Here is a 23,677-nt window from a genome sequence, read left to right on the forward strand (position 1 = left end):
TCTTTATATTACAAGATTTAAGCTTCTATGTATATAGGTGTATTGAGGCATGACAATGTGCTACAATAACGTCATAGCGGTTCTGATTTTCTATTTTTATATACTTGTGAGATATTTTAAGAGTTTGTAATCTTGGGGCTGTTATATGTAGGCTTAATCTTGTTAGTATGAGTGCTACTTTTTGATGTTATTAACCGCTAACTCGATGTAATCTATTGCAATACAACTCAAGCAAGTTCCAAGACTACATTTCTTGGGAATACATTTTACAATTATGTATTCCCATTACACAACTAATGTGTTTGACATGCAAATTTTACATTCATATGAAGTGATAGAGGGATAACTGCAGATTCCATGATATTTTTTATATTAATTTGAGAATCTATTGTTTTCTTCTCTGTAAAATCATTTGCCACATAATCTAGATTTTTTCTCTCCATAGCATACATTGTATTTCCATGGAGTGACATATTTGCTATATGGCATTGTGCATTTAGATTTTTACTATATTCATCTTTAAGCATATTTGCTTGTTTTATAATTTGTTCTCTTAGTGTGACTTCTTGTGCTTTTTGTATGGAATCTGACAAGGAAAAATTAAATGAATAGTTTCTAAAATCTAACCATTCATCTTGGTATACAAGCTTTTTTATTTGTGACATCAATTCTTCATATTGCTTATATGTTGTCTCTTGTATTTTACACTTTATATTAAGGTAAATATTATACCCTGCTTTTTTCTCATTCTGATAATTATAAAACTCAACTGGACCAAAGGTATAAGGTGAATATTTGCAAATATCATTATTTGCCTGAGTTAGAGTGATAATGGAATCTAGCTTTTTTGTTATATGTTCTCTTTGAGATTCTGTGAGTGCAGAAGTGGCCCCCAATGTTTTGCTTTCTACTATACTAATTTCCATTTGCAACAAATCTGGTTTTACATTTTGCGATGTCTCAACAGATTGTGAGATTTCGATTTGATTGCTTTGATTAGATTCTATTACATTTTTATATGCAAATTTCTGCACTACAAAAATATCAAAAGCAATACCACCTGCAAACAAACATAAGACAATACATGCAATACCGATAAATTTAATCCAACGCATATCAATCCTTTTTACTTATAAAATAACTCAATTATAAATACCATATTTCAAGTTTTAGTTAAGTCGTGTGTATCGCTGTGTCTAAATTGCTTTCTAAGTAAATATTTTGTAGAATATTTGATTGACTAAATTATAGGCAGTAATTAATAAGTGATATTTGATACATATTTTACACAAATTATTTTTTGCTTTTACAAAGCATTTTTACAATACTGCAAACATTTTAAAAGTTAGGAGATTATGATGAAAAAAGTTTTTTCAATGGTGCTTGCAAGCGTGTTATCTCAAATGGCATTTGCAGAGACGCAAACACAAGGTGGTCAGCAAGTAGCAAAAGATTCTAGCTCACAAGAAGTGGCTGTAACGTCTGTAAAAAAAGAAAATAAGTTGAAGGGATTAGTTACAAATGCTAAAGTTAGTGGTTTTGGTTTTGCTAGGTTTTTTACCATTAATGGTTTTGATAATATTGGACAAAATGGACAAAGTCAACAATATAGAATAAAGCTTGATGTAACAAGTGGTAAAGTATATGGTTTTAGTGCAACTGCTGGGATTTTCTTCTCACAAGGATCAAGCACACCCGATGTAGGCAGCAATACAAATAGTGCAGTGCAGGGGGGTCGTGGTACTGCATTCACAAATAATTTTTCAGATAGATTTAATATTGCACAAATCTTTGCAAGCAAAGAATTTGATGTGGGTTCTATGAGTGCAAAAATTGATGCTGGAAAAATAAATATCTCTTCACCATTAAGCGATAATAAAGTAGACTTAGGTACAGGTTTTGTGGCAAATGCAAAGCAAAAGATAGAAGGTGGTAGCGTTAAGTATCATGTGTCATTCTATGATAGTTGGAATGGTGATCATGCAGGATATAATATGCGGACAAGATTATCAAGCAGTGATCATATGACGGCAGCGGGTGTTGGTATTGGTAATAATCTCACATTGGTTGGCGTAGGTGGAGATGTGATGAATAAAGCCTTAGATTTTAATATTTATGCAGGAAATATCTATGGCTTTATGGACTTTCTTGTTTATGGGGAAGCAAAGTATGGGATGAAATTTGGAGATTCCATAAAGCTTTCTATACTTGGACAAACAAGCATGGCATCATTAAATAGTAATGCACGACTTGCTCTTGGGTATAATGGTAAAAATCAGGCAAGTGGATTTGATACAGAATTGGTGAATTCAGCAAAGTTTCGCGGTATATTTAATGTCCAAGCAAAACTTGCTATAAATAAGTTCTCCATAAAAGCTGGTTATCTAGGTAGTTTTGGTGATGGTTATGGTACGCTTATAGACTATAAAGGTGGTATTGATACTGCAGGGAAAATATGGAATGGAAATCTTACGGCAACCTATGAAGGCTTAGGTATGTTTGGGTCTGGTAGCTTTAAAAACTCAAGCATAAATGTGGCTTATCTTGCAGCTGAATATGGATTTAAGATTCCTTTGAAAATAGGGGTTGATGTGGCTTATGTATTTGGTAATACCTATATGCCACAACTTAATGTCTCTCCACATAGTGTTACAGAACAAGTATCAGGACTTAGTCAAAAGTTTATTAGAGACGCAAGTTTTGTAGAGGTTACACCACATATTACTTACAAATTCTTTGATAAATTAGAGCTCTCATTTCTAGCAGCAACATTAGTAGGTGATATAAATTTCTTTAAAACAAGAACAGAATTAAAATATACCTTCTAATCTTTTCTCAATTACCTTATCGCATAATGTTTGAATGCATTGTGCCTGCTTTCTATCATGTTGGAGTTGTGTTTATATGACCTAGCAACTCCTAAATCTTGTATTTAGATGTTTTATGGAAGTCTTTTTGTCCTATTGAATCTAAAATTTTATATAAGAGCTACATTTATCATTCTATCAATCTTTGCATACAAGTTGTAATGTCATATGTTTGCTTGGGGCGAAGTAGAACTTATATAATAAGAAGTGGTTGTATCTATGCAAAAGTATATTCACGCAATTAGCTAAAAACCTTACTTCATATATAATCCATCGATTTTTTTTGTTGCTATATATTCATCTTTTACATTTATTGATTAGAGATATGAGTGCAACAGAGTGTCAAACATGTTTTTCTCGTTCTTCTTGATGAGCATGATCTTAATATCTTTTATACCGATTGTCATTTTTACAGGATGTAAAAAGCATTATAAAAACATTTGATGCTCATTTATCTATAATTTTGATGATGGTTGTGGTGTATTATGCTATTCTTCTTGTTTTTATAAGTAAGTGCGTCCCCCGCGATATGCTTTTACCCAATACTTATTGGTGAGGTTTGCTATCATTACCTTTCTTCCTTTCCCAGGTGCATGGATAAATTGATTGTTGCCAATGTAGATTCCAACATGATTTACTTGTTTTCCATTATTAGTAAAAAAGACTAAATCTCCTACCTTTAAGTTGCTTTTTGCCACAAATTTACCGCTATTATATTGCTCGATTGAAGTTCTGGGTAGGGTTAGTCCATTTAGCCTATACACTGCTCTTACTAATCCACTGCAATCAAAACCACTCGAAGTTGTCCCACCCCATTTATATGGGACACCTATATATTGATGTGCATCTTTTGAAATATTTTTTCTTACCTTGTCCTGTGTTTGCGGTTTATGTTGGTTTATTGCATAACTTTGAGGGCTAATGATAAAAAAATCATTGATAATGCGCTTTTTTTTATATGTGTCTGCAACCTTTCTTGCAGTTGCAGAATCTTTATAGTTACCAAAGCGAACTTTATACATCCCTTTTTCTTTAAAAAAGAAAGCATCAAGACCTTGTTTGTTGAGAAAATCAGCGAGATTCCCAGCATTTTTTAACTCACTGAAACTTCCAACCTGTACACTATAAGCCACATGTTTTACTTGCTCTTTTGCAAAAAGTAAGGCACACATCAAGGTTGTCATCACGCTCATAAGCAATATATTTTTCATATTTTTCCTTGCAATAAAATAAAGAACGAATTATAGCTTAAAGCCTCAAATAAAAAAACCAATTTGCAATAAGGTAACTATCATAACAACTATAATATTACTCATAGCGTAATGCTTCAATAGGATCAAGTTTTGATGCTCTTTTGGCGGGTAGATAACCAAAAATTACTCCAATTATTGCAGAGAACAAGAATGCACCAAATGCAACCCACATATCAAACACAAAAGGTATATCCATTTTTATTGCAACCCCCCATGAGATAAAAAAAGCTAGAATGATTCCAATACTACCGCCAAGTGCACTTACTACAACAGATTCTATGAGGAATTGCAACAAAACATCTCTCTCTAATGCACCAATGGCAAGACGAGTACCAATTTCCTTTGTTCGCTCTGTCACTGATACAAGCATAATATTCATAATCCCAATACCACCTACAATCAAACTAATACCTGCAGCTGAGCTTAAAAATATAAATAAAATGCGCATGGTAGATGTCATACTCTCTTCAAACTGCTTTGTATCCATAATGTCAAATGTGTCAAGTTGTCCTCGTTTGATATTTCTATGCTCCCTTAAGATTTGTCGAATCTGCTCACTAAGATTACTAGAATCTATACCATCTTTCATCGATATCATGATTCTATCAATATTATAATTACTTGTAACACCTGATATATCACGTAAATAAGTTTTAAATGGGAGTGCAATAAAATCATCTTGATCGTTACCAAAACCACCTTGCCCTTTTGCCTTAAACACTCCAATAACTTCACAAATACTCTTACTGATACGCACTTTTTCCCCAAGAGGATTAGAATCTTTAAATAAAACAAGACGCACACTTTGCCCTAATATACATACATTGGAGCTAAGATCTTCAGTATTAAAAGGGCGACCAAGCTCTACTTGCCAGTCTGCTACTTTAAAATAATTATTTGTTATTCCGCTAATTGTTGTATTGGTATTAACACCCATGTATTGTGCAATAGCACTTGTGCTAGAGAGGGGAGCAATATGTTTTATAGAAGCAGTTAATCTAGATTCCAAAATCTCAACTTCTCTATTTGTAAATTTTTTACTTAGAGAACCACCCCCTGTATTGAGTCTAAATGCTGGACGTATAACAAGCACATTACTACCCATACTTGCGATTTGCATTTGCACCTTTTTTGTCGTGCCATTTCCTAAAGAAATCATTACAATTACAGAGCCAACACCAATAATAATCCCCAACATTGTTAAAAATGCTCTTAAATAATTGCGTGAAATCTGCCGAAAAGCAAGTGATATAGCATTCCAAATCATATATACCTCTATATTAACTTATATCTTAGGCTTAATTATAAGATATTTTATGCAAACTAGATTCTCTTCTGTTTAAGTGAATATGGGGTTTAGAGTATAAAATCTATGGAGTTGAGGGGTTATATAAAATATAAAAAAGAAATAAGAGGTTTTTAAAAGAGATTTAAAGTTGTAAATCTTATGTAAGCTTTTATAAAATGCAGTTTCATTAAGTATATATAAAGAATAAAAAGTAGACTTTTAGTAAAGGCTAAGAATGGACAAATACCTTAAAACATATCGCATTAAGTTCATCATCGCATATTGTATGCCATTTTACTAAGCCACACTTTTATTCTTTATGTAATATAGAGATCATTGAAATAGTATTGGGATATTTGGTTGCTTCTCAAGGTTAGGATAATCAAGATAGGGTATATCACCACATTCATTTCGTAATGCAAAATCCTTTGGCAATAAATATTTTCTTGCATAGCTTACTTCCAATAAACTTGACATAAAGCGATCCTTGATATAAAAATTATGACCACCCGCATTGTAATGTAGGTGTATTGGATGAAAGGCATGATGAAACTTTTCTAGTATGGCCACATGTCTTTCTGTCTGTAATGAAGATCTTGGATCACAATTATGGAATTCAAGAATAATTTGTGAAAAATACTTTTCAAGTATATTAAAATCAAGTTTTTCAAAAATTTCCCACTCTGCACCCTCAATATCCATTTGCAATATATTATGAGCTTTTTCATCAAAATCATATTGTTGTATAATATCTTCAAAAGTAATTGTTTGGCGATCTCTCATTGTTCCAATAAACTTTCTATGGAATATCATATTTTTGTGGGTATCTGGTGCCTTTTTTTATACTTGCATCATACTGCAACACCTGATACCCCATATTTGCCATTTCTAAATCCCAAGGGGAAAAATCAGAAATACCTAGAGAGACTGCTTTTGGCTGCGAGGTTGATGATGAGGGGGGGGGGGGTAACATCACATATCCACCATCCATCTTACCACCTATTCTCACGAGATTATTAAGTTGTGCTGGACGCACAGAATAAAGATACTTTTTCATATTTTCAACACAAGATTTACGTGAATCAACTGATACTTGTAGTCCTAATTGAAGCATTGCAAAAAGCAAATCTTGATGCTCTTTATTTTGCACACAATTTTGTATTGCAAGATTTGTTATTATATTTTTTTGCAAAACATACAACTTTTTATTAATACTTTAATCTTCCTTAAACATCCACTTTGGATTTAAGCAACATTTGCTATCAATTAACTCCAATTTACCACCCATAAATATAGAGCACTTATTGCATTACAATAATTTATATTCTTGCTAATCTAAAATCCAACTTCAATAGTTCCAAGTACTTCGAATGAAGCATTTGGATCAATTTCAGCATGGCTTAATACTACGACAGAATCTAATTTAAATTGCTCTAATTTAATGCTTAAAGGCATACGCAATTGCGGATCAACTACTAAAATAACTGGGGTAATATTCCTTTGCAGGATTTTTACACTTTCTTGCTCTACTGCATCGATTAGCTTCTGCATTTCGCTTGTGTTGAGTAACAAGAATTTTGCACCATGTTGGTCTTTTAGTTTATTTAACAAGAAATGTTCAGAATCTTGAGAAAGTGTCACAAGTTTGATATTACCATCCTCAGACTTAAAGACATTTGTAATAACACGTGAAAGTTTAGATCGAACTTGCTCTACAATAATTGCAACATCATTTTGTACGCTTGGGGCAATATCTGTGATTGTTTCAAGGATTGTGAGCATATCCTTAATAGGTATACCTTCATGCAACAAAGCTTGTAATACACTGCGGATAACACTGGAGGGCACTTTTTTTGCCTCTTCGATTGCTGCTGGGTATTCTTCTTCGAGCCTATCCATAAGCTTTTTGACTTCATCTTTTGTAATAAATTCTTCAGCATATTTTTTCACAAGTTCACTCATATGAGTTGCAATAACAGTTGATGGATCGATTACTGTGTAACCTTGAATAATTGCATCTTCCTTTAAATTTGCATCAATCCACATTGCATCAAGTCCAAAAGCTGGTTCTTTTGTCGGTATCCCATCAATTTCTTTTGCTACCATACCTGTGTTCATAGCAAGGAATTTATCAGGCATAACTTCACCACTACCAATTTCAATACCTTTCAAGAAAAACTGATAGGTTGTAGGACCAATGCCTGGATCATCAGTCATGCGGATTTGAGGCATTAAAAAACCATAGTCTCTTGCTATCTTTTTTCGGATTCCACGGACTCGTTCAAGCAAGTCCCCTCCCTGATCTACCGCGGCAAGACGGATTAAGTGGTAGCCTAGGTGGAGCTCCAAAAATTCCACTTTTAACACCTCATTAATTGCTTTTTCTTCTTCTTTTTTGATTTCTTCTTGTGTTTTTGGCGGTCGTTTTGGCGCTGGTTCTTGTATTGGCACTTTTTCTCCACTCGCTTGTGCTGCCTTTTTGGCTGCTAGTTTTTCCTTTGTTTTTTTACCGCCAAATCCACTTATCAGTTGATTAAACTTTGCAAACATAGAATCTTCATTGTCTTTATTGATAAGCCATGCTGCAAACCAAAAAATTGCTCCAACAAATGCAAGAGGCAATGTGGGAAAACTAGGTGCAAGTGAAAAAATAAAAAGAATAAAGCCTACAATAACAAGTGTTTTTGATTTATCTGTTAATTGTTTTACAAGGTTATTTGCGAAATTCTCTTCTTCGCCCTTTGTAGTTCGTGTTGCAACTATACCTGTTGCAGTCGCTACGATCAATGCTGGAATTTGCCCTACTAAGCCATCGCCAATTGTAAGAATTGTAAATACTTTTGCAGCCTCTGCCATTGTCATACCATTTTGAAATACCCCTATACAGAATCCACCAATAATATTAATGATAGTAATGATAATAGCAGCAATAGCATCACCTTTTACAAATTTGCTCGCACCATCCATTGCACCATAAAAGTCAGCCTCTTGTGCCAAACTTTCGCGTCTTTGTTTTGCTTCTTTTTCATCAATAAGTCCAGCATTCATATCAGCATCAATTGCCATTTGTTTACCAGGCATTGCATCAAGTGCAAAACGTGCTCTAACTTCTGTTACACGTGTCGAACCATTGGTTATAACAAGTAGATTCACTATAATAAGAATAATAAAGATGATCACACCAATTGTATAGCTACCACTTGCTACAAATTCACCAAATGCTTCCACAATGCGACTTACATGTTCTGCACCATTGCTACCTTCACTAAGAATCATACGTGTGGTTGCCACATTTAATGCAAGTCGATATGCTGTTACAAATAATAATAGTGTTGGAAAAGTAGAAAAATCCATAGGTTTATTAATGTAGAGTGCAATTAAGATAATAAGAATGGATAATGCAATAGATATGGTTAAAAGTAAATCAAGCATTGGTGCTGGTAGTGGTATAATGATTACTGCTAGAATCATCACCACAAACACAACAACACCAAGATCCTTTGACTTTCCAATGAGTTTTAAAAATGGAAAAGCTCTCTGCAGAATACCACTATTTTGTTCTTTGTCTGCCATAGTAATGTTTACCTTAAAAGTTTCATATGATTTCTAAGTTTCTAAAAATATCCTCATATTTTACCAAAAATATTGAAAAATATGTTAAAATCCATTCTTTAATTTCATTTTACCATTTATGGAGGTCATCATGGCTACTGAATTGGCAAATAAGCAAGAGATTATCTCACAATTTGCTAGAGATTCTAAAGATACAGGCTCAAGTGAGGTGCAAATTGCACTTTTAACACATAGGATTGCAAATTTAACACAACACTTAAAAAGTAATCCAAAGGATCACTCAAGTAGGTTGGGGCTTTTGAAGCTTGTTGGACAAAGAAAAAGTTTGTTGAAGTATTTGAAGAAAAATAAATATGAGAGTTATATTAAGACTATAAAAGCTTTAGAAATTAAAGATAAAGTCTGATATTAGTTTTACTTTCATAACTATCAATTAGGCTCTAAAAGTTACTTTTAGAGTTTCACATTTTTTTTTGGTTTTTCCCGTTTTTGAGGGAGTATGTGTGCGAGTTGGATTTGGAATTTAGAGACACAAATTTTTAACCATCTTCGGTTATTCACGCCTATTTCTCGATCATCTTAGTGTTATACCGCATAGAATCCAAGCTACCCTAGAGTATATTCATTATTAAATTGAGTTTTATTAATTCTTGCATAATTGTTATATGTATTTGAGATGCACTATTTCTAAATTTATTAGCTTGTTGCTTAAACTCGTTTTAGTTTTGCATTTATGATGTTTTATGATGCAATCTTATATGGGTTACTATAGTATATGCAATATAATCTTTCTTTAATAATTCTTGATATTAAATTTAATCTTCTTAATTGTAGTTTATGGCTCATGTTTGTTGTTAATTTTTTATTAACCATTTAACGCATTTAAGCTATTACTAATAAAATGAATACTAAAATTATATTCGTGTTCGTGTGACTCAAAATTTTGGAAGAAGGAGAATTGTATGCAAGAGGGCATAAAACAATATGACTACTCGCTTGCAAAGCTATTTTTGCTTGTCTGTATAGCAACGGGCTTTCTAGGTATGTTGATAGGTGTAATTTTGGCATTTCAGTTAGCAGTCCCAGATTTAAACTATATTGCTGGGGAATATTCCATTTTTGGTAGATTGCGACCATTACACACAAATGTAATTATTTATGGTTTTACATTGAGTGGTATTTGGGCAGGTTGGTATTATTTAGGACAAAGAGTGCTTAAAATCACTTATCATGACCATCCATTTTTAAAGTTTGTTGGTGTGTTGCACTTTCTCATGTATCTTGTTGTGTTGGTATTGGCACTTTATACATTGTTTTCTGGTATCACTCAATCAAAAGAGTATGCAGAGCTTCCATGGATTGTGGATATTTTTGTTGTGATTACTTGGGTATTATGGGGTGTAAGTATGTTTGGCTCTATGGCGGTTAGAAGGGAGAAAGTTATCTACATTTCATTGTGGTACTTTATTGCTACTTTTACTGCTATTTCTGTGCTTTATATCTTTAACAATCTTGCTGTTCCTACAAAACTAGTTACAGGTTATGGTAGCTTTTGGTATAGTATCTCAATGTATGCTGGAACCAATGATGCGTTGATTCAATGGTGGTGGGGACACAATGCGGTTGCTTTTGTCTTCACTTCAGGGATTATTGGCTTGATTTATTATTTCTTGCCAAAAGAATCTGGACAACCCGTTTTCTCATATAAATTAACCTTGTTTTCATTTTGGAGCTTAATGTTTGTATACATTTGGGCAGGCGGACACCATGTTATTTACTCAACCGTGCCAGATTGGGTGCAAACTCTTGGCTCTGTGTTCTCTGTTGTGCTTATTTTACCTTCTTGGGGAACTGCTGTGAATATGCTTTTAACCATGAGAGGACAATGGCATCAACTCAAAGAGTCACCGTTGATCAAGTTTTTAATTCTTGCGTCTACATGGTATATGTTGGCAACACTTGAGGGTCCAATCCAATCTATTAAATCAGTTAATGCGTTAGCACACTTTACTGATTGGATTATTGGACATGTGCATGATGCTGCACTCGGCTGGGTGGCTTTCACTATTATTGCCAGCGTGTATCACATGTTGCCTCGTCTATTTGGTAGAGAAATCTACTCTAAAAAGATTATTGAGGCGCAATTCTGGATTATGACAATAGGTATTGTGTTCTATTTCTCAAGCATGTGGATTGCGGGTATAGTGCAAGGTATGATGTGGAGAGATATTACACCTTTAGGACAGCTTAAATACTCTTTCATTGATACTGTTGCGGTGTTGAAGCCATATTTTATCATGAGAAGTATTGGTGGGTTGTTATATCTTATTGGCTTTGTAATGTTTATTTATAATGTTGTAATGACTATAGTGGCTGCTCGTGAGCTCAACAAAGAACCTGAGTATGCTTCCCCTATGGCATCTTAAGGAGGTTTTATGTTTGCTTGGTTGGAGAAAAATCCATTCTTTTTCACAATTGCATTTGTTGTTGTGTTTTCTGTAGCTGGGTTGGTACAGATTATACCTGATTTTAGAAAGTCTTCTCTTCCATTAGAAGGTTTGCGTCCATTAACTGTGCTTGAGACTGCTGGAAGACAAGTATATATCAAGGAGGGCTGCTATAATTGCCATTCACAGCTTATTCGCCAGTTTAAAAGCGAAGTGATGCGTTATGGTATGTATAGTCTTGGTGGTGAATATGCTTATGATAGACCATTCTTATGGGGTTCTAAGAGGACAGGACCAGATTTGCATAGGATTGGTGATAGAAGCAGTAGCGACTGGCATGCTAATCATATGTATGATCCAAACTCTGTTGTACCCAAGTCTATTATGCCAGCATACAAGCACTTATACAATAAGGAAGTAGATTTTGAGACTGCTTATGCGGAAGCATTAACTCAAAAGAAAGTTTTTAATGTGCCTTATGATGTTGAGGGATTGAAAACTAGTGTTAAGCTTGGTTCTATTAAAGAAGCGAAAGAACAATTTAAGGTGGAAGCAGGACAGATTGTAGAGGAAATGAAACATAGTCAAACAACTCAAATGTTTGAAGATGGAAATGGTAAGATTACTGAGATTGTGGCACTTATTGCTTATCTTAATAGTCTAGGTTCAAGCAGAATTGTTAAATAGGTGAAAATCTGAAAGGAGATTTGCATGAGTCTTATAATATATGGTTTTGATTTATTGAGTTTGAAGGGGGCTTATTTGCTCTCTACCATTTTTTTAATAATTTGGCTATATGCTTATATCTACCATCTTTACCGATCTCAGGCGACTGGGGAAGTAGATTATGAGAAATATAGTAAACTTGCACTTCAAGATTCTCTAGATGATGTGTTGATAGAATCTTGTGATAACAAAAACAACAAGATGGCGGAAAGGAGATAATAATGGGTTGGTTAAGCGATCACGTCAATCTAATTGGCTTTATTGGTGCTGTGGTGATTCTTTTGCTAACTATTGCGATAGCATGGTTTTATATTCAAAAGATGAAAACAGAGAGCGTAGGAGGAGAGCTTACAGAACATTCATGGGATGGTATTAGAGAATTTAATAATAATATTCCAACAGGTTGGCTTTTATCTCTCTTAGGACTTATGATATGGGCTGTTTGGTATATTCTTTTTGGCTACCCTTTAAATGCTTATTCACAAATTGGTGAATATAATCAAGAATCTCATGCTTATAATCAAAAGTTTGAAACAGTACATGCAAATTTAGATTCAGATAAAATGCGTGAGATGGGTGAGCAAATCTTTCTTGTGCAATGTGCACAATGTCATGGGTTGAGTGCTGAAGGTAATGATGGTAAGGCACAAAACCTTACTCATTGGGGTAAACTTGATGGTGTTATGGATACTGTTCGTAATGGTAGCTTTGGACTTACAAAAGAAAATGGTGAAGAGTTTGGCGGTATGCCATCTGGTCTTTTAAGTGAGGAAAAGGATATACAAGCAGTTGCCCACTATGTGATGAGTGAGATTGTTAAAGATACCTCCATGAAGTATGATGAAGAGCTAGTAAAAGCTGGAAATGAAATTTATCATAGTGAAGAAAATGGTACATGTTTCCAATGCCATGGTGCCAATGGTGAGGGTGTAGAAGATATGGGTCCAGCACTTCAAACATATGGAAAAACTGAGTTTCTAGCAAATGTTTTACAGCATGGTAAAAAAGGTGAAATAGGAGTTATGCCATCTTTCCAATATCTCAATCTAAGTCAAAAAGAAGTAGAAGCTTTGCAAATATTTATTGCGGCAAAACAAAAGATTCAGTAGTCTAAGGAGAAGTGTATGCAAGCGATCATAAATGTTCTTAATAGTTTAGTTGGTTTTTTCCTTGCTGTGTTGCTTGTAGTAATAGTGGCAGCAATTGGTGGTTATAATGCTATGAAGATTCAGCAATCAAGTGCCACAACATTCTATAGTGTTGATTCGCATAATTTAAAAAAGAATGATACTGCAAATCAAAATGCGTTTAAGATTATAGATAATAAGGAATAAAAAGGAGTTTATAATGAAATTTACAGGACTTGAAAAATTTGTAGCACTTGTGCTTGTTGGGTTTGGTTTGCTTACTATAGTGCTTACGCTTACGCCATATGAATTTTTACATGCAATATAGAGATTGAAAGGTGAGTTTTAGTTTGAGTAGAGTGCATTATGTTCTTGCAGTATTTATCAATTTAGTTGCGTTGCAGGTGTTTGCATTTGCAGTTGAGAGTGAAAAGTCTAGCGGTGTTGTTGCAACAGAACAATTTCCTGCGACATCTAATCTTTTAGATAGCTCCAATAGACATTCTCAAACTGATACTACTTATAAGAAACAAAATAGTGGTGCTAATTTAATAGATAAAAATGGTTATTTGCAAGGAGATATTGATATACTCTCGCAAGATGCACCTAAAATTATACAAGAGTTATCTAGTGTTTTATACAAGAAGACAGGCGTTAAGGTATTTTTACATGTTGTTGAAAGGACACCACAGGATAATGCCAAAGAGCATGATGATACAGACATAAATGAAAGATTTCATAACCGCAGATCTTATGAGTCTCGCATTATAGAGCAGATACATGGTAACTATGCTATTATATTTCTTTTCTATAGTGATCATGCTATAACATTAAAGAGTAATTTGGATTTTTTAAGTGATTCTAATGTAGCAGAACTACTAGAGAATTATGCGTATCCTTATTTACCTGCAGATAAAGTAGGGACACCACGTTATGATAATGGTGTAAATGAGGGAGTGTCAAACTTGTATCTTGCACTAATACACGCAATAGCACAATCTTACAATGTGGAGCTGAATGCACCAAAACCCATGGAGAGACAAAGCGATGTGACAAAGGTTATAATATATTCCATGTTGCTCATTCTTCTTGGTCTATTTGTATTGGTGCGTTTTGGTTTACTTGCATTTAAGAAGAAAGGATAAAAATGACAGCAAAAAAACGCACATTATGGCCTTTTGGAATTTTGCTTGTTATTGCATTGGGTATTGTTCTCATTGTGATAAGTATTCGAATTTCGAGTAAGCAAAGTATCGATACAGACCATACTTTTAACATAAAACGTATAGAATTGGATGAAAAAATTAATTCTATCATGCAGCAACAAAATGCTTTTGAGAATCTTTATAATGTACGTATCAGCACAATTGGTGATGGTGTGAATGCGCCAATCATGAAAAACCCTTACTACACAATACCCGTTCCGCGGGATATACCAAAGAATGAGGGTTTATTGCACGGAGATAATAGTGTGTTGACAATATATCTTGAAAGGAAGAAATATGATGAGAGTACTCAGGATATATACATAAAATCTGTTGATTTAGAGTTTGTTAGGCTTGATCAAGGTGAGAAGAAAGCAAGCAAACTCTCAGTTCCTATGATAAAAAGTGGAGAAAATACGTATTCTACCAAAGCTTTTTCATTACCTATGCAGGGATATTATCAGGCTCGATTTAAGATTAATGCCAAAGCTACAAATACAAAGCAAGATGAGAGCTTCCCTGTTTATTTCTATCATTGGGTATTTAATGGATAGGATAATTCACAGCCGCAGTGTTTTGTAAGTGGTAAATTATGCAACAATCTATAGGTATGAAACGTAAAAAAATAGACACACTGAAAAACTCCTATGAGTTTGATATAGTGTTTAAGAATGGTTGGCGTTTTAATAGGGAATTTATGGCAATTTATGTTATTCCTTTACGTGATTTTATACTGCATTTACGCAAAAAAAAGCAGTATAATCGTATGATAGAATCTAAAATGCTTTTAGGTTTCAGCATAAATAAAAAAGTAGCAACAGCATGCAAGAGGAATCTTATTAGACGTCAGATTAAAGCTATTATGCAAGAGTTTCATGTAAATTATAAGGGCTATGCCTTTGTTTTTATATGTCGAAAAGGTATTGTAGAATATGATTTTATTGCTTTAAAGAAGCATATTCTCTATAGTATAAAACGACTTACTCAATCAAAAAATACAAGAGATATAAGAGATACAAGCAAATATTCGCCTATATCATAGTTATGCAATAAGTCCACTAATTAAGACATCAAAAGCACAAGCAGCAACACTTCAAACTTTATCATATATCTTCTGAGTTTCATTTTATCGTTTAACATTACAAAAATACTAGAATTTTCGATTGTGTGTGTTGTTGGTAGAATAAGAAAGTTAATTGCGATGTATAGGCTATTTCATGGTTGCAAATATGTAGAACCTAAGTATCAAAATCACACCCTCAACCCTGCATTCTTGTGATTTCATCAGTGCATATTTATATTTTTTTTGGAGTTAGGTTTATAAAATCTATATGTTTATTTTGTTGATATATTGCAGAGATTTATATTATTAGAACTTGTGTTTTGTTTGCGCTTCAAGTGTGAGTAAATGCTTTTTAGTATCAAGTCCTGCACGATAGCCACCTATTTTTCCATTGTGACTTACAACGCGATGACAAGGGATAAAAAATAATATTGGATTGTTTTTACATGCGTTACCAACTGCACGCATAGCATTTGGTTTTCCAAGAATATTGGCAATATCTTTATAGCTCCTTGTTTCCCCATGAGGAATATACATGAGTGTATTCCACACATCCTTTTGAAATGAGGTTCCCTGCATATATAATGGTATGGATAATAAGAACATGCTATTATGTTTCATATTTAATGGAATACTGCCTGATAAATAAAGTGTTAAGGCTTTTATAGCCTGCTTACTTATATGGTTTTCTTCTAAAAGCTTATACATTTCAATACTATGCAATGAATGTTGTGTTTCCTCATTAAAGAGCTCTATATTTATAATCTTGTCTTTATAAATCATAATGCCTATATCACCAATCACGCTTTTATATAGTCCGCCATAATGATTTCGCATACTTTTTCCTTTTACGCTACAATTACGATATAGATTCTAAATATTAGGTAATGTATGCAAACAATTAACAATATTGGTATTTTTGATAGTGGCGTGGGTGGTTTAACCGTGTTAAAAAGCCTCATTGAGGAGGTAGGTTTTAATCATATTGTATATTATGGTGATACTGCACGTGTACCCTATGGCAATAAGGATACAGAGACCATTCGCCGTTTTTCATTGGAGGCTTTAGAATTTTTCTCGAATTTTGAACTTGATTTGCTCGTTGTGGCATGCAACACTGCTTCAGCTCATGCTCTGCATGCTATGCAGGGATGCTCTAAGATACCAATTATAGGTGTTATTGAATCTGGTATTGCCGCACTTACGCAGCAGCAGATAGCAAAAGACAAGCATATACTTGTATTGGCAACAGAAGCTACAATAAAATCAGATAGTTATGCAAAAAGTCTGCGGAATCTAGGATATACAAATATCACAAGCCTTGCTACAAATCTTTTTGTAAGCTTGGTAGAGGAGCGTGTATTTAGTGGAGAAGTTGTGGATTCTGTATTGAGACATTATTTTTCATCAACCTTGAAGCCTGATGTGGTGATATTAGGTTGTACACATTTTCCCCTCTTGTTGCAACCAATGCAGAAATTTTTTGGTAATAATGTAAAATTTATCCATTCTGGTGAGGCGATTGCATGTTATGTAAGAGAACATTTTCAAATAGCACAAAACTCTAGAAATCTCATTGATTTTTTTGCAAGTGATAATGTAGCAAAGCTAAAAAGCACTGCAAGATTGTGGCTCAAAGAGGGCACATACTTAGTTAATGAGAGATGAAACCTTTCATGCAAGTTTATATAGCATTATAATCTATTTTTGTTTTTGCTATAATCACGCTAATAACATTATTAAAGGCAACAATGTACCACAATGCACAAATAAATAAAGAGTTGATCAATAAAAGACGCTTAAAAATCTATCAGATAGCTGAGGGTTATTGTTATAATAGCGATAGCTTGTTTTTATGGGATTTTATATTACCGCATATAAAACCTAGAGCCAAGATTCTTGAACTTGGAAGTGGGAGTGGCATCATAGGGTTACTTTGTGTAAGATCAAAGAATGTGGCACTCTATCAAATCGAAAAGCAGGTTGAATATGCACTAATGAATGCAAAAAATGCACAGATAAATCATATAGATTCTGTCATTATTCATGCTGATTGCAACATGATTATTCAATCTAAAGATATATTAAAAGAATTGCATGCAAATATGCTGTGCAACGATAAAAAATTAGAGGCAATATTTACAAAGCAACAATTATCTAAGGTTTTAGCAGATAAAAACTTGAATGATTTAAAACAAAATACAACAGATTGCAAGAATCTCCATTCCACAAGTTTATACTCAAAAACTTGCAATTATTTAAATTCGATAGATTCTGAAAGATTTCTATCAAAAAGTCTTACTTGTGCTCAAATAGTAGGAAATGCTTTAGATTCCACACAAGAGCATATAGAATCTAAAGCATTTTTACACCAAAGTCAAACTCTACAACACGCAGATATTCCTTCGCTTCCTTATTTTGATATGATTGTAAGCAATCCGCCTTTTTATCACACGCAGACTTTGCAATCAAATAATCCATTTAAAGCGCAAGCCACACAAAGTCATTTTCTCCCTTTTTCAACAATACTAAAGTTAGCAAAAAAAGTCTTAAAACCACATGGCAAATTGATCTTTTGCTATGCTCCTACTATGATTGCAGAAATTTTAGAATCTTTAATGGCATTTAATTTTGGTATTGAAGCTTTGCGTTTTGTATATCCTCGCAAGGATAAACACTCTACTCTTGTACTTGTGTATGCAAGGCATAATAGTAAAGCTCAAACGCGTATCCTACCTCCACTTATAACGCACAATGGATTAGCCCAACAAGATAATACAGAAGAAGTGATATCTATTTATAATGCCGCATATACACAAAGCCTTAAAGTTTCCTATGATGATATTGTATGGGAAGATTTATTGTAATGTTTGTGAGATTAGGAGATTAGATTGATTTATATGAAGATTAGTTTTACTTGCTAGTCAACATCAGTGTGCTTGGAGCTGCATTCAATTTTAAATGTTTGGATTAAGAATAAAACTATATAATAAGACATATTTTAAAGTCTTAATGAGATCTTATTTCAAGATTTATTTAAGACTTGCATTGCTCTTGTTTTTGCAATGTGTTAATAGACTAACATATAAGCTTAGAATCTAAAGTTTATACCTAAATGGAGGCTAAATGGACTATTTAATTCTACTAGGTGATATTGCGTTGCTTGTCCCATAATGTTTGGAAGGTAGCTTGAATTTCTTTGTGGTATGTCATAGGCGAGATAGCGAAGTCGAAATTCAAACTCAAGAAATGATAAGGCGTAAGCCACCCCAGCATTAATACTACCACCAAAAGCATTCATATTGCCAAGATATTGAGTGCTGATAATATTATGTGCTAATCCAGCACCAATAAATGTGCTTAACCCACCTGCAATAACAAAGCGATAATCCACATTAAGTCCGATTGTATGCATATTGTATGCACCAAGTGTCATTTCCTTGCTATTCAAATATGAGTGCATGTAATCAATATATAATTTTACGCCATGACGAGCAAGAAAATACATGTCATAGCCGATTTTAGCACCATAGCTTACTCCAAATAGGCTTTTGTCATAATCACCAGGCAAATCATCGTAAGGGCGTGAAGTGCTATAATATTCTGATGACATTTGCATGAGGCTACCACCACCATAGACCCCTAATACAAACTTATTTTGATTTCCTGCTTTATTGGAATCATTATTTTCATCTGCATAAACCAACATGGATAAACATGTGCATATACTGAATGAAATAGCAAACTTTTTTATAACCTTCATGTTACTCTCCTAAACATAAATTAAATAAAATGCGAATTATCTCATATTGATATAAATAATAGAATAACTAAGTATCGTTTATGTGCTTTATAATATCATAGGTATTTCATAATTTTACAAGTTATCTTGCATCATCTTTTGACTAGCAAGATACAATACAATGTTAAAATTACACCTAAAAATATTAATTACATATCGTATTTATGTAAATATGTTATTATTTTGGCTTTGTTGTATTTTTGAATCTTGTGGTTATAGACAGAATATGAAACTTACACAAGAAATTATATTAATTAAGGCATAGAGTGATCATATTAAAAAATATTACAAAAACTTATGCAAATGGTTTCCAAGCAATTAAGCCCTTAAATTTTGAAATAAAACAAGGGGATATTATGGGGATTATAGGTTATTCTGGTGCGGGGAAATCAACACTTGTGCGTCTCATAAATAAATTAGAGAGTCCAACAACTGGTGAAATAGTAATTGATGGAGTGAATATTTTAACACTAAAAGAGTCTGCACTACAAAAAGCAAGACAAAAAATAGGAATGATTTTTCAACATTTTAATCTTTTAGATTCTAGAAATGTCTTTGGTAATGTGGCTTTTGCCCTAGAAATTGCTAAATGGAAGAAGACAGATATTAAAATACGAGTTATGGAGCTTTTAGAGCTTGTGGGTTTGCAAGATAAAGCAGATTTTTACCCCAACCAGCTAAGTGGTGGACAAAAACAAAGAATAGCGATTGCAAGGGCACTAGCAAACCACCCAAAGATTTTATTGTGTGATGAGGCTACAAGTGCACTTGATACCAAAACTACACAATCAATTTTACAACTCTTGAAAGATATTCAAAAAAAACTTGGATTAACTATTGTTATGATTACACATCAAATTGAAGTAGTGCGTTCAATCTGCAATAGCATGTGTGTGATGAGTAATGGAGAGATTGTAGAAGAGGGGCGTGTTGAGCAAATCTTTGCAAATCCAAAGCATGAGGTAACAAAAGAACTCATATCATTTCTACCTGCGTTATCCCAAGAGGAAATACTGCAAAAATCGCATAAAGCTGCATATAAAATTTCATTTGTTGGTGAATATATTCATGAACCTTTAATTGCTGAGATTATTAAAAAATTCAATGTAGATGTCAATATTCTAGCAGGTAATATTGAGGCACTCGCAACGGCTGAGGTGGGACATTTGATTGTTGATTTTGGTGATGATTTGGAGGAGAGAGAGAGGGCAATAAAGTATTTGAGAAGTAAGGGTTTAATTGTAGAGTCTTTGCAGGATTTAGTTATAAACAAAGTTGCACAGATACAAGATTCTATGCTGGGGGATTAATATGCAGGATATACAACCATGGATTTTAAATTTTATCCAATTACCACAGACTTTAGCTGATGATGAAGTTAGCTCATCATTGCAAGTGCTTTGTTACTTACTTTTTAGTAATGAAGATGTTGCAGCAAGAGTATTTGATGTGCTTGATTTGCTTATAGATGGCACATTTGAGACGCTATATATGGTGTTTTTATCTAGTTTTTTTACAATATTATTTGGGTTACCTTTAGGCGTGATTCTTACGATTACAAAAAAAGATTCTCTTTTAAGTGCTCCGACTTTCAATAAAATTTTGGGTATGATAGTAAATACTATACGATCATTTCCTTTTATTGTATTAATTGTAGTATTGCTACCTTTTTCAAGAATGTTAATTGGCACGAGTATAGGACCAGATGCAGCATCCTTTGCCTTGTCTATCGCAGCTATACCTTTTGTGGCAAGGCTTTTTGAGGGAGCGTTAGAAGAGGTAAAGCATGGAATCATTGAAGCGACTTTGAGCATGGGTGCAAGTAAATTGGAAGTAGTATTCATGATGATTGCTGAATCTTTGCCTTCACTTATTAATGCCGCTACAATTGCAATTATTGCAATTATTGGTTTTTCGGCTATGGCTGGAAGTGTTGGTGGTGGTGGTTTAGGTGATTTAGCAATTAAGTATGGCTTTTATGATTCTAGGCTTGATGTATTATACTCTTGTGTGATTGTATTGATTATTATGGTTCAGTGTGTGCAAAGCACTGGTGATTATTTGGCACGTATTTTACGCACTCATCAATATGGAGTATTAACACCTATCATACATTTTGTGTATAAGGTATGTGGCAGAACACAAAGATAGCAGGATTGATAAATACTATAATTATTGTTTGATTTGTAATTTTTAAGCATAGTGAAGTGTTGGGTTGGTAAGTTATTTAAAGATTTGACAAGAAAGCTTGTAGTTGCGTTTTTAAGATTAAAATACAATAGATTAAATCTTATTGTATTTATTTTAGGATTTTATACTCTGCTTAAATAATGTTACTTATTGTGCTTGGTTTACTTTTTTAAAAGCTAAATAGAACCCGATTTAACAACTTATATTATTATGAAATACTAATGCTATGAAAATTAAATTTTTTAGGAGATACTATGAATACACTTGAGGTACAGAGTTTGGGATTCCCTATTTTTGCTACTTTTGGCTTGTATGCTACAGTGATGATAGGTATTGGGTTGTATTTCTGGCGAAAGACAAAAAATCCCGAAGAATTTTTCCTTGGTGGGAGGAGTATGGGTCCAACGGTGAGTGCTCTGTCTGCTGGAGCTTCTGATATGAGTAGCTGGTTACTTATGGGGTTACCTGGTGCGTTATATATTGCGGGGCTTTTGAATGCGTGGATTGCTATTGGGCTTAGCGTTGGTATGTTGTTAAATTGGCTTTTTGTAGCAAAGCGACTTAGAATCTATACAGAGGTAATTGACAATTCAATTACTATCCCTGATTATTTTGAAACAAGATTTTCTGATGATAAGCATATTTTGCGACTTATATCAGCAATTGTTATCCTTATATTTTTTGTATTTTATATTTCATCTGGGCTTATCGCTGGGGCTAAACTTTTTGAACAGACTTTTCATATTGATTATCACGTGTCGTTGATGATTGGTGCTGGTATCATTGTAGTTTATACTTTTTTTGGTGGGTATTTAGCTGTTTGCTGGACCGATCTTTTACAGGGTGTACTTATGATGTTGGCATTAATTATTGTGCCTATTGTGATGTTGAATGAGATTGGTGGCCTTAGTGAGGCAAAGAATTATATACAAAAAAGCGATGAAACATTTAATGAGAGGGTGTTAAAGACACAACAATATCTTGACACAGATGTGAATACAATTTTAGATGAAATCAAACAGGCACAAACAAATAAATCTATTGTTGATGTAAAACAGAATCTACCTATGCTTATAGAATCTTTAAATACCCTTAGTGAGATAAGCAATAACTCTAAAGGATTTAAGACGCTTGCTAAAGAAGCTAATGATATAAATGCAGTTCTTTCAAATCCACCAAAAGATATTGATAAGAAGTTGCAAACTCTGCTCTCTGATATAGATTCTGCGATTGCTAGTTCGTTGGAAGAGAAAAACCACTTTTCTTTCTTTCAAGGTGTTACATTGCTTAGTGTTATCTCTACTGTTGCATGGGGGCTTGGCTATTTTGGACAACCACATATTATTGTTCGCTTTATGTCTATCCGATCCACGAAAGATATTCCAACTGCGACTATTATAGGCATGTCATGGATGATTATAAGCCTTATTGGTGCGTGTTTTGTGGGTATGCTAGGATTAGCTTATGCAACAAAATTCAATTTAAGTTTTAGTGATCCTGAAAAGATTTTTATTATTATGTCTCAAGTTTTGTTTAATCCATGGGTTACTGGGATTTTACTTTCTGCTTTGCTTGCAGCAATTATGAGTACAGCTAGTAGCCAACTTTTAGTATCAGCTTCTACCGTGGCAGAAGATTTCTATAAAAAGATTCTAAAAACTGATGCAACACCAAAGCAGGTTATGTTTTTCAGCAGAGCTAGTGTTTTAATTGTCTCATTTGTGGCATTTTTTATATCTACAAATAAGGATTCTAGTATTCTTAGCATTGTGGCGTATGCATGGGCTGGTTTTGGTGCAAGTTTTGGAAGTGTTATATTATTTTCTCTATTTTGGAGACGAATGACACGTATGGGTGCCATTGCTGGTATGATAACTGGAGCAGTTGTTGTAGTGCTCCATAATAACTTTTTATATACATATTTCCCTATATATGAGATTGTGCCTGGTTTTGTATGTGCTAGTTTAGCTATTGTTATCGTGAGCTTAATGCAACCTGTGCGACCAGGAACTAAGGAAGCGTTTGATAAAATGATGGTGGAAATGAAAGCAGGTAATATCTAGGTTTTTATGTTGTATATGGAGAGTAGATTATATATTATTCTATTTAGCGGGTTTAGAGTTTTTTTGTATAATC

The 23,677-nt window shown here is 33.7% G+C and carries 22 protein-coding genes and 2 pseudogenes; 16 read left to right on the plus strand and 8 right to left on the minus strand.

The genetic code is table 11. From position 1 onward, the window contains the following. Window positions 1–293: 293 nt before the first annotated feature. Window positions 294–1,115: an SIMPL domain-containing protein gene (locus tag LS81_RS06760; protein WP_034345446.1), complete on the minus strand. Its 822-nt coding sequence runs from the start codon at window positions 1,113–1,115 to the stop codon at window positions 294–296. 243 nt (window positions 1,116–1,358) lie between these two features. On the opposite strand from LS81_RS06760, the gene LS81_RS06765 reads away from it, so the two are divergent. Next, complete coding sequence (locus tag LS81_RS06765) at window positions 1,359–2,828, plus strand: hypothetical protein (protein WP_034345449.1); 1,470 nt, start codon at window positions 1,359–1,361, stop codon at window positions 2,826–2,828. A 542-nt stretch (window positions 2,829–3,370) separates the two neighbouring features. Here LS81_RS06765 and LS81_RS06770 read toward each other — a convergent pair. The 5 genes from LS81_RS06770 to flhA all read right to left on the minus strand — a co-directional run bounded on the left by LS81_RS06770 (window position 3,371) and on the right by flhA (window position 8,981). After that, window positions 3,371–4,078: an NlpC/P60 family protein gene (locus LS81_RS06770; RefSeq protein WP_034345452.1), complete on the minus strand. Its 708-nt coding sequence runs from the start codon at window positions 4,076–4,078 to the stop codon at window positions 3,371–3,373. 97 nt (window positions 4,079–4,175) lie between these two features. Continuing rightward, a complete protein-coding gene (locus LS81_RS06775; protein ID WP_034345455.1) occupies window positions 4,176–5,387 on the minus strand; it encodes an ABC transporter permease in 1,212 nt (403 codons plus the stop codon). 354 nt (window positions 5,388–5,741) lie between these two features. After that, window positions 5,742–6,191: an FkbM family methyltransferase gene (locus LS81_RS06780; protein WP_233715955.1), complete on the minus strand. Its 450-nt coding sequence runs from the start codon at window positions 6,189–6,191 to the stop codon at window positions 5,742–5,744. A 16-nt stretch (window positions 6,192–6,207) separates the two neighbouring features. Continuing rightward, the gene (locus LS81_RS11995; protein WP_237022208.1) at window positions 6,208–6,600 is read right to left on the minus strand and encodes a hypothetical protein; all 393 of its coding nucleotides are present in this window, start codon (window positions 6,598–6,600) and stop codon (window positions 6,208–6,210) included. 143 nt (window positions 6,601–6,743) lie between these two features. Next, window positions 6,744–8,981, minus strand: a complete 2,238-nt coding sequence (flhA, locus tag LS81_RS06785) for a flagellar biosynthesis protein FlhA (protein ID WP_034345950.1) — start codon at window positions 8,979–8,981, stop codon at window positions 6,744–6,746. 130 nt (window positions 8,982–9,111) lie between these two features. Here flhA and rpsO point away from each other — a divergent pair, with 130 nt between their 5' ends. The 9 genes from rpsO to rnpA all read left to right on the plus strand — a co-directional run bounded on the left by rpsO (window position 9,112) and on the right by rnpA (window position 15,528). Further along, a complete protein-coding gene (rpsO, locus tag LS81_RS06790) occupies window positions 9,112–9,387 on the plus strand; it encodes a 30S ribosomal protein S15 (RefSeq protein WP_034345947.1) in 276 nt (91 codons plus the stop codon). A 556-nt stretch (window positions 9,388–9,943) separates the two neighbouring features. Continuing rightward, the gene (gene ccoN, locus LS81_RS06795) at window positions 9,944–11,407 is read left to right on the plus strand and encodes a cytochrome-c oxidase, cbb3-type subunit I (RefSeq protein WP_034320458.1); all 1,464 of its coding nucleotides are present in this window, start codon (window positions 9,944–9,946) and stop codon (window positions 11,405–11,407) included. A 9-nt stretch (window positions 11,408–11,416) separates the two neighbouring features. Further along, window positions 11,417–12,115 (plus strand): cytochrome-c oxidase, cbb3-type subunit II, encoded by a 699-nt coding sequence (ccoO, locus tag LS81_RS06800; RefSeq protein WP_034345944.1) that lies wholly within the window; start codon window positions 11,417–11,419, stop codon window positions 12,113–12,115. 24 nt (window positions 12,116–12,139) lie between these two features. Continuing rightward, entirely contained in the window at window positions 12,140–12,373 is a 234-nt protein-coding gene (locus LS81_RS06805; protein ID WP_034345941.1) for a cytochrome c oxidase, cbb3-type, CcoQ subunit, read from the plus strand. Between the two features lie 2 nt (window positions 12,374–12,375). Next, window positions 12,376–13,263, plus strand: a complete 888-nt coding sequence (locus LS81_RS06810) for a cbb3-type cytochrome c oxidase N-terminal domain-containing protein (protein ID WP_034345938.1) — start codon at window positions 12,376–12,378, stop codon at window positions 13,261–13,263. Window positions 13,264–13,278: 15 nt separating this feature from the next. Next, on the plus strand, window positions 13,279–13,488 hold the full coding sequence (locus LS81_RS06815) for a DUF4006 family protein (protein WP_034345935.1): 210 nt from the start codon (window positions 13,279–13,281) through the stop codon (window positions 13,486–13,488). Window positions 13,489–13,619: 131 nt separating this feature from the next. Then, entirely contained in the window at window positions 13,620–14,426 is an 807-nt protein-coding gene (locus LS81_RS06820) for a hypothetical protein (protein WP_034345932.1), read from the plus strand. Between the two features lie 2 nt (window positions 14,427–14,428). After that, entirely contained in the window at window positions 14,429–15,040 is a 612-nt protein-coding gene (locus LS81_RS06825) for a hypothetical protein (protein ID WP_034345929.1), read from the plus strand. A 38-nt stretch (window positions 15,041–15,078) separates the two neighbouring features. Further along, complete coding sequence (gene rnpA / locus LS81_RS06830) at window positions 15,079–15,528, plus strand: ribonuclease P protein component (protein ID WP_034321935.1); 450 nt, start codon at window positions 15,079–15,081, stop codon at window positions 15,526–15,528. Window positions 15,529–15,855: 327 nt separating this feature from the next. Here rnpA and LS81_RS06835 read toward each other — a convergent pair whose 3' ends face one another. Next, complete coding sequence (locus LS81_RS06835) at window positions 15,856–16,386, minus strand: methylated-DNA--[protein]-cysteine S-methyltransferase (protein ID WP_034345925.1); 531 nt, start codon at window positions 16,384–16,386, stop codon at window positions 15,856–15,858. A gap of 54 nt (window positions 16,387–16,440) precedes the next feature. On the opposite strand from LS81_RS06835, the gene murI reads away from it, so the two are divergent. Beyond that, window positions 16,441–17,217, plus strand: coding sequence for a glutamate racemase (gene murI / locus LS81_RS06840; protein ID WP_104696553.1), 777 nt, complete (start codon window positions 16,441–16,443; stop codon window positions 17,215–17,217). 83 nt (window positions 17,218–17,300) lie between these two features. After that, on the plus strand, window positions 17,301–18,416 hold the full coding sequence (locus LS81_RS06845) for a tRNA1(Val) (adenine(37)-N6)-methyltransferase (RefSeq protein WP_052096519.1): 1,116 nt from the start codon (window positions 17,301–17,303) through the stop codon (window positions 18,414–18,416). Window positions 18,417–18,640: 224 nt separating this feature from the next. Here LS81_RS06845 and LS81_RS06850 read toward each other — a convergent pair whose 3' ends face one another. After that, window positions 18,641–19,312 carry a porin family protein gene (locus LS81_RS06850; RefSeq protein WP_034345922.1) on the minus strand — a complete coding sequence of 224 codons (672 nt, stop codon included), beginning with the start codon at window positions 19,310–19,312 and terminating at the stop codon, window positions 18,641–18,643. A 305-nt stretch (window positions 19,313–19,617) separates the two neighbouring features. Between LS81_RS06850 and LS81_RS06855 the strand changes: the two genes are divergently transcribed. From LS81_RS06855 to LS81_RS12445, 4 genes and pseudogenes are all read left to right on the plus strand, one after another. Then, window positions 19,618–20,661 carry a methionine ABC transporter ATP-binding protein gene (locus LS81_RS06855; RefSeq protein WP_034345919.1) on the plus strand — a complete coding sequence of 348 codons (1,044 nt, stop codon included), beginning with the start codon at window positions 19,618–19,620 and terminating at the stop codon, window positions 20,659–20,661. A 181-nt stretch (window positions 20,662–20,842) separates the two neighbouring features. Beyond that, a complete protein-coding gene (locus LS81_RS06860; RefSeq protein WP_052096596.1) occupies window positions 20,843–21,502 on the plus strand; it encodes a methionine ABC transporter permease in 660 nt (219 codons plus the stop codon). A 293-nt stretch (window positions 21,503–21,795) separates the two neighbouring features. Continuing rightward, a pseudogene (locus LS81_RS12440) lies at window positions 21,796–22,560 on the plus strand (sodium:solute symporter family transporter); the annotation flags it as partial. Between the two features lie 288 nt (window positions 22,561–22,848). After that, window positions 22,849–23,604: pseudogene (locus LS81_RS12445) on the plus strand (sodium:solute symporter family transporter); the annotation flags it as partial. Window positions 23,605–23,677 lie beyond the last annotated feature (73 nt).

The organism is Helicobacter trogontum (genome assembly GCF_000765905.2).
GTDB classification, from domain to species: Bacteria; Campylobacterota; Campylobacteria; order Campylobacterales; family Helicobacteraceae; genus Helicobacter_A; species Helicobacter_A trogontum.

Coding starts and splice junctions, on each gene's coding strand:
- LS81_RS06760 (WP_034345446.1), bottom strand. CDS start 1,115: ATGCGTTGGATTAAATTTATCGGTATTGCATGTATTGTCTTATGTTTG.
- LS81_RS06765 (WP_034345449.1), top strand. CDS start 1,359: ATGAAAAAAGTTTTTTCAATGGTGCTTGCAAGCGTGTTATCTCAAATG.
- LS81_RS06770 (WP_034345452.1), bottom strand. CDS start 4,078: ATGAAAAATATATTGCTTATGAGCGTGATGACAACCTTGATGTGTGCC.
- LS81_RS06775 (WP_034345455.1), bottom strand. CDS start 5,387: ATGATTTGGAATGCTATATCACTTGCTTTTCGGCAGATTTCACGCAAT.
- LS81_RS06780 (WP_233715955.1), bottom strand. CDS start 6,191: ATGAGAGATCGCCAAACAATTACTTTTGAAGATATTATACAACAATAT.
- flhA (WP_034345950.1), bottom strand. CDS start 8,981: ATGGCAGACAAAGAACAAAATAGTGGTATTCTGCAGAGAGCTTTTCCA.
- rpsO (WP_034345947.1), top strand. CDS start 9,112: ATGGCTACTGAATTGGCAAATAAGCAAGAGATTATCTCACAATTTGCT.
- ccoN (WP_034320458.1), top strand. CDS start 9,944: ATGCAAGAGGGCATAAAACAATATGACTACTCGCTTGCAAAGCTATTT.
- ccoO (WP_034345944.1), top strand. CDS start 11,417: ATGTTTGCTTGGTTGGAGAAAAATCCATTCTTTTTCACAATTGCATTT.
- LS81_RS06805 (WP_034345941.1), top strand. CDS start 12,140: ATGAGTCTTATAATATATGGTTTTGATTTATTGAGTTTGAAGGGGGCT.
- LS81_RS06810 (WP_034345938.1), top strand. CDS start 12,376: ATGGGTTGGTTAAGCGATCACGTCAATCTAATTGGCTTTATTGGTGCT.
- LS81_RS06815 (WP_034345935.1), top strand. CDS start 13,279: ATGCAAGCGATCATAAATGTTCTTAATAGTTTAGTTGGTTTTTTCCTT.
- LS81_RS06825 (WP_034345929.1), top strand. CDS start 14,429: ATGACAGCAAAAAAACGCACATTATGGCCTTTTGGAATTTTGCTTGTT.
- rnpA (WP_034321935.1), top strand. CDS start 15,079: ATGCAACAATCTATAGGTATGAAACGTAAAAAAATAGACACACTGAAA.
- LS81_RS06835 (WP_034345925.1), bottom strand. CDS start 16,386: ATGCGAAATCATTATGGCGGACTATATAAAAGCGTGATTGGTGATATA.
- murI (WP_104696553.1), top strand. CDS start 16,441: ATGCAAACAATTAACAATATTGGTATTTTTGATAGTGGCGTGGGTGGT.
- LS81_RS06845 (WP_052096519.1), top strand. CDS start 17,301: ATGTACCACAATGCACAAATAAATAAAGAGTTGATCAATAAAAGACGC.
- LS81_RS06850 (WP_034345922.1), bottom strand. CDS start 19,312: ATGAAGGTTATAAAAAAGTTTGCTATTTCATTCAGTATATGCACATGT.
- LS81_RS06860 (WP_052096596.1), top strand. CDS start 20,843: ATGGTGTTTTTATCTAGTTTTTTTACAATATTATTTGGGTTACCTTTA.